The organism is Pseudomonadota bacterium, from assembly GCA_039714795.1.
Taxonomy (GTDB): domain Bacteria; phylum Pseudomonadota; class Alphaproteobacteria; order JAGOMX01; family JAGOMX01; genus JBDLIP01.
On sequence record JBDLIP010000108.1, the window covers coordinates 1 to 5,749 of the forward strand.

6 protein-coding genes are annotated in these 5,749 nt (G+C 43.0%); 3 read left to right on the forward strand and 3 right to left on the reverse strand.

From position 1 onward, the window contains the following. The 3 genes from ABFQ95_07180 to ABFQ95_07190 form a co-directional block, all read left to right on the forward strand. Positions 1-645: hypothetical protein (locus tag ABFQ95_07180; protein MEN8237303.1), on the forward strand; the 645-nt coding region annotated here is incomplete at its 5' end. After that, positions 642-1,013 carry a hypothetical protein gene (locus ABFQ95_07185; GenBank protein ID MEN8237304.1) on the forward strand — a complete coding sequence of 124 codons (372 nt, stop codon included), beginning with the start codon at positions 642-644 and terminating at the stop codon, positions 1,011-1,013. The genes ABFQ95_07180 and ABFQ95_07185, both read left to right, overlap by 4 nt. Positions 1,014-1,169: 156 nt before the next feature. Continuing rightward, positions 1,170-1,628, forward strand: coding sequence for a helix-turn-helix transcriptional regulator (locus tag ABFQ95_07190; protein MEN8237305.1), 459 nt, complete (start codon positions 1,170-1,172; stop codon positions 1,626-1,628). Between the two features lie 10 nt (positions 1,629-1,638). On the opposite strand, the gene ABFQ95_07195 is transcribed toward ABFQ95_07190, so the two are convergent. From ABFQ95_07195 to ABFQ95_07205, 3 genes are all read right to left on the reverse strand, one after another. Beyond that, on the reverse strand, positions 1,639-3,279 hold the full coding sequence (locus tag ABFQ95_07195; protein ID MEN8237306.1) for a hypothetical protein: 1,641 nt from the start codon (positions 3,277-3,279) through the stop codon (positions 1,639-1,641). Between the two features lie 13 nt (positions 3,280-3,292). Then, positions 3,293-4,060: an ATP-binding protein gene (locus tag ABFQ95_07200; GenBank protein MEN8237307.1), complete on the reverse strand. Its 768-nt coding sequence runs from the start codon at positions 4,058-4,060 to the stop codon at positions 3,293-3,295. Between the two features lie 19 nt (positions 4,061-4,079). Continuing rightward, on the reverse strand, positions 4,080-5,749 hold a 1,670-nt coding region (locus ABFQ95_07205; GenBank protein MEN8237308.1), incomplete at its 5' end, for a hypothetical protein.

The window sequence follows — 5,749 nt, forward strand, 5'->3', positions numbered from 1 at the left end:
TTATTCATGCCCCTAGGTTCGTCCGGCAGCACGGACGGTTCCCTCCATGCTCATATGAACATGTGGAAACAACTCTCAAAAGCAACTTCGTGTCGCACCTTGGCACTGACCAAAACCCGATCTATTGGAGAAGATCAAGTAATGGCTGACGCCACTGTACACCATCCTTATCTACAACACCACAATTTCTTGTGGGGCTCTCCTATGTCATGGCCCTGCGAGCAGCAGCGTTTTGTTGATTGTTATATTATTAGTCTATGTTGTGATTATGAGTTGCAAGCTTATGTTTTAAGGCTTGTTGAGTCTTGGCTTGTTGAGTCTTGGCTTGAGTTTGTAGTTGCTGGTGGTCAAGGATGGTGGGAGCGGCAACAAAGTTGGCGTTACTGGGTTTTGGGGCATGTTGGTCTTGGGGTTTCGGCCCCTGGGCCCATGTTTTTTAGATATTTCTACAAAACAAACTACCAATATTGCAATTTCCCAGTTTTGCTATGGCTTCGTGCTGTAGCAAAAACAGGAATCCACTGTCTTTTTAGGTGCTATTGTATTGATAGTGGTGGCCGTGGATTCCTACCCTCCCAAAAGCCACAGGGGTCTTTGACCTCTGTGGCGCATTTATCAACAAAACAAAAGGAGTTATCAGGATGAATCGTGTTAGTTTAATAGGTTATCTCAACGACGAACCACAAATTATGGCAGCCAAAACCACTTATGAACACATTGTGCTGGATGTCGTCACTCGTGATCTTTGCTGTGATATTTGTGGAATTCAACGCCCAATGCGCCGGGAGCACAAGGTGATCATTATTGATGAAATAATAAAAGAGTACGTGCAGCTATTTATGCAAAAAGGCAGTAATGTCTTCATCGAAGGTCAGCTGGGGCATGTTTCTAATACGCAGCCCGGTAATGGAAACCTGCCTGAGACTGTCATTAATGCCGAAATCATTGTTGGCCCCCCTTATGGTTGTTTAAGGTGTTTGCATGAAAAACCTGTAACGGAGTTTTCTGAGTAATAAATGGTTTGCATTTCCAGCAATTATGGCTTATTTATCAATTAACTGTGTGTTTGTGTATGGTAAATGTAGCAGATAATCTGTTTGGATATCTCTGGATCTACCGATGGATGTTAAAACAGTGATACTGCAATAGGCAATAGTGGAGAATCAACAATGAGTGAACAATCGGATGTAAATGCGGGGTTACAACAGCAAATACGCGAGCGTATGCTTGATAAAAACCTGTCTGTTGCAGCCCTTGAACGCAAAGCTGGATTACGTATGAGTGCTGTACGCAATATTTTACGCGGGCAGTCTAAACGTCCTAGTGCAGAAAACCTACGGGCTATTGCCAAGACTTTAGAGTGTTCGATTACTGATTTGATTGGCCCAGAGCCAGAAGCAGCAGCAGCCCCGCCTGAGCCAAAAGGTAGCTCGATCCGTTTTACAGAGCCACAATTGCTTCTCGATAGCAGTAAGATAATCGTAGAGATACTTAGCAGCAAAGATCACAGCTTGACGGTCGAAAATGTGCTTGATCTGATAGGGCAAGTTTATTTATACTCGGCGCAAAATCAAGAAAGTGAGATAGATACCAGGTTTGCCAACTGGGTCGTTGATCAGGCTATTTAAGTACAGGCTGTTACAACGGTAGCGGCAGTCCGTTGCTGTCCAAATACCGCATGATATCTATTGTACGTGGATGCTGCACGCCAAAATGAATAATTTGTTTCTTGAGGTACTTGTGGGTGATGGCTGCTTTTTTTAGAGCTATCCCGAGCATTGCCAGAGATTTGTAGAGTGAGCTGACTTCATCAATCTGCTTGTGCAGCAACACGGATTCATAAATTGCCTCTGATGCTTGGTAAGCATCAAGAGCTTGAGAGAGTTTGCCAAGCTCAACAAAAACATTCCCCAAAACTTGATAGGCAAAAGCTTGACGTCTGTTACGCCCAGGACCTCCATAAAAATCATCATAGGTTTTGATAGCTGATTGAATCTTGGCAAGGTGAGAGGTGTGGGCTGGGGTTGCATTCATAAGCACCACAATACTCCGAGCCACCATTTCGTTATCATCTGTTTTGTAGATGTTGAAGGCTTTACGATAAGCAAGTTCAGCAGCTGTTACGCTTTTCTTGCTATTCATTCTGCTAAGAATATCGGCTTTGATAATATCTGCAAAAACGAAGGTGTCCTTAAGAAGTTTGTTGCGCTGCATAACTGCAAAAATTTTTGCTAGCGTCGAGAGGGCGTTTGCAAACTCACCCCTATCAATCCAATATTGAGTGAGCAGAAAATTATAACTGCCAATGGATTCATCGTCTTTTTGCTGCTTTAAAAATGATTTTGATTCTTGTAATAATTGCTCTGTTTCTTCTATTTGTCCACGAAACAGATAATAAAATCCCAAGTTGTTTGTCAGGGTCATGACTAATTCTTTGTTACCAACGTCACTTTGAACATTTTTTAAGTAATCTTTGGCAGTCAAGGCTTCTTGAATTGCCATACTCAAGTTTCCCTCAGTAAACGCCAACATACTGCCAAGATTTGCCAGGCGTGCAAGTTCTAAGTCCTCCAGCTTCGCCTTATCAAGATCTTTTTTTACTCTGTGATAAAGTTCTCTTGAGCCCTGATAATCTCTTAGGTAATAGCAGCTGTAATAAATTATCTTAATTTGCAGCTTTAGCAATTTTTCTTTGTCTGACAATTGCTCAATGTCGGCATTTTTGGTAAAAAACAAAAAGTGCTGTAGTAAATTAGCATCTGCACTAAACAATTGCGCTACTTTACTAATTTCTCTATCAAGCATTTGATGGAAAGCACGTATCCCCAACTGGTAAACTTTTTGATGCGTTGCTTGATCAATGCTACTTTGAATAACCTGGCGCAAGATTTTGTGCATTGAATACGAGGTTTTACCATTGTCATAGCAGTTGAGCAGTGATTGTTGGACCAGTACGGCAATGGGTGAAAACAGGCTATTTTGTTGACCTATTTCATGATTGAGCTGATTGATGATTGCTGAGCTGATGTCTGCCGCATCAAGGAGAGAGAGCAGACAAACCAGCAAATAAGCCTGCTGGTTTTCTGATCTGATCTTTTCCAGAGTTATTGTCGTTGATTGTTCAAGAGCCGCACAATCGTATTCTCCGCTATCATTGTTTACCAGTCGCATTTTTTTTCTCGAGAAAAGCCTTTTTGCTGCCTGAGAGAATAGGTTTTTGTAGCCTTCAATGTCAATAGATTTGTCATTGTTTAGGGTGGCAACAGCTAAGTTAAGCACAAAAGGATGCAACTCAAGAAACTTGGCTAGATCCTGCAACGCAGCTTTTTTTGTACGTTCTTGTCAGTTTGAGTTGCAAGAAAGCTAAGGCCTCGCTTTCAGTAAAAACCCCTAAAGGGATGACAGATTCACATATTTTGGTATTGTTTGAAGTGATCAAAACATGTTTGGTCCGATCCCCATGCGTTTCTGGTAATAAGTCATAAAGGGTTTGTCGGCTACGAACATCGTCAAGTACTAACAGCCAGGTTTTATTGGTCTTTCTTAACTTTTCCCGGACCAGAAACATCAACTGGTTTGAGGAAACGTCTCGCAGTTGCGTGTGAAGATCAGTTTTGCATGCATCCCCTTGAAAAGGGTTACTTAAAGCGTTCCTTGGCAAATTATCCAGGGCAACTAGCAACTCAAGCAACTGGGATTTCAGATCATTGGCCAGGTTGATAACCCAAACAATGTTGTAGTCTTGGTATTTCAGTCTGGCATAGTGTAGGGCTAGGCAGGTTTTCCCAACCCCTGGAGCTCCGACAAGGGCTACTCTACCCTCTTGGTTCAAGATTTTCTCTATCTGTGCTTTCTCCTCGCCCCGGCCAATGATTTTGTTGATGGCGACTTTGAGATTCCAGGTTTCAGGAACTTGCCGTTTTTCCGAAACAGCCAAACTTGGTTGCGTAGGAATCGCAAGACAGACAAGCATCAGAGTAATAAATACCGGGGAAATCAGTACAAGAAAAATAAACATCAGAGACAATTGACAACAAACTTTGTAGCTTCCTGCTAACATTGGAATCCCGCCATACCCACTACTTGTCTCCAAACAGATTAACAACGTTGCCGGCAAGAATGGGATCGGGAACTTTAATCTGCCGAGGTAATGTGATAACCGTCTCGTTATTACCATCTTTGTTTATATTCCTAGCGCAAGTTGCCGCTAATTTATTCTCGATTTTCTCAAGCTGTTGGCAGGTAAGAACCAGAGCTTGCAAGGCTATCCTATTATTGTCTGGCTTGAGAGAATATTCATCAGCATAACCGGTATCGGTAAAGGTTAGCTTGAGTAATTTTTGGTCGCCAGCGATGCTAATTTCTAGGCTTGCATCCTGAGGCAGGCGGGCCAAACTACGACCAAACACATTGAGCAGTAACAGCTGTAGCAACAAGGCATCGGTTTTGATGTAAGGGTCAATCGGTTTTGCGATAATATCCACCTGCAACGCCTTGTGGTAGATATCACTTGAAAAGCACTGCTTAATTTCATCCAGCATTTGTTGCACGTTTATTGTTGCAAAGGCATTGTTAAAAACGCCTGTAAAAACATTTTCAAGGGTATGGCAAGTATCAAGTCCTAACTGGGCTAAGTACGGCGTTGTTAAGGATAGTTTACTTTCTCCAGTGAAGGTTTCGGTAAGCATTGCTGCTGATTCTTTGGCTTGGTCAAGCATCAGTGTTTGTCGATCCAGCAACTTAGCATGAATGCTATTTTGCTGCTGGTAGTTGTTAGCGGTCAGTTCCTGGTGTCGCACTGCTCGCTTGCGGGCAAGTTCACTAGCACTACCCCGGTCAAGGGCTGTGTTCAGCCGATTGGCAAAATCCATCCGTTCGGCGTTGCAATCTTGAAATGGTTGGTTCAGTTTGAACCTTTGCAATGAGGTAACCCCTAAAACCACCACAAACGAGCCCAACAAATACAGCAGGAAAGCAAATTTGTTGCCGGCAATAAACCCGTACACACTTTCTGTTGATGAATTGGCTAGCACGATAATCCAGTTTGAATCTGCAACCCTGACAAAATTGCTAAAACCTGGAGCTATCTCAAAGGACTTTTTAAGGGATTCTTCAAGCACCCCATAAGCTTGCTCAGCAATTTTTTGCCTCAAGTGTTTTTTTTCTGGAGCGGCCATATCGATAAAACCCCACGAGTGACCTTGGGTTAAATCATCAATTGGCAAATGCAGCACAATAAAGCTATTGCTTTGACCCAAATGCCTAACCCCCTTAAAAAAAATCAACTGATCATCCTTGGCTTGCATTAAGGTAAATGCTGGAGCATGCATGATGGCATCAATGGGAAGATTATATTTCCCATGCACTACCCCAAAACGACCTACCTGCAAGGTAAGATTATTCCCGGGGAAGCATAACAAAGTTGCAATTCCAGGGAGCTTAAGCGGGGGCGTCAATTGAGAAGTCGAGCTGAGCACCAATTCAATGCTGTTTGTATCTTCAGGATCAAGAACTTCGATCCGGGCGGCCATCGAATGCAACAGGTCCTTGGTATCTTCTACACGTTTGTTGAGACGTTGCTGCAACAACGATAGCCAATCAAGCCGAGACTGGGCCAATTCATGCCAGGAATAAAGGCAATGTCCTACTATCAACAATAGAGAGATGAGCAGCCATGCGCCAATTACCAAACCCCAGGTCTTTGGAAGAGTTGCTTTGGCAATATTGCCTGTAGAAATCGTCATAGCCT

What these genes read in the sequence shown, in the direction of transcription:
- ABFQ95_07200 (MEN8237307.1), bottom strand. Translation starts at nt 4,060, where the DNA reads ATGTTAGCAGGAAGCTACAAAGTTTGTTGTCAATTGTCTCTGATGTTT.
- ABFQ95_07190 (MEN8237305.1), top strand. Translation starts at nt 1,170, where the DNA reads ATGAGTGAACAATCGGATGTAAATGCGGGGTTACAACAGCAAATACGC.
- ABFQ95_07185 (MEN8237304.1), top strand. Translation starts at nt 642, where the DNA reads ATGAATCGTGTTAGTTTAATAGGTTATCTCAACGACGAACCACAAATT.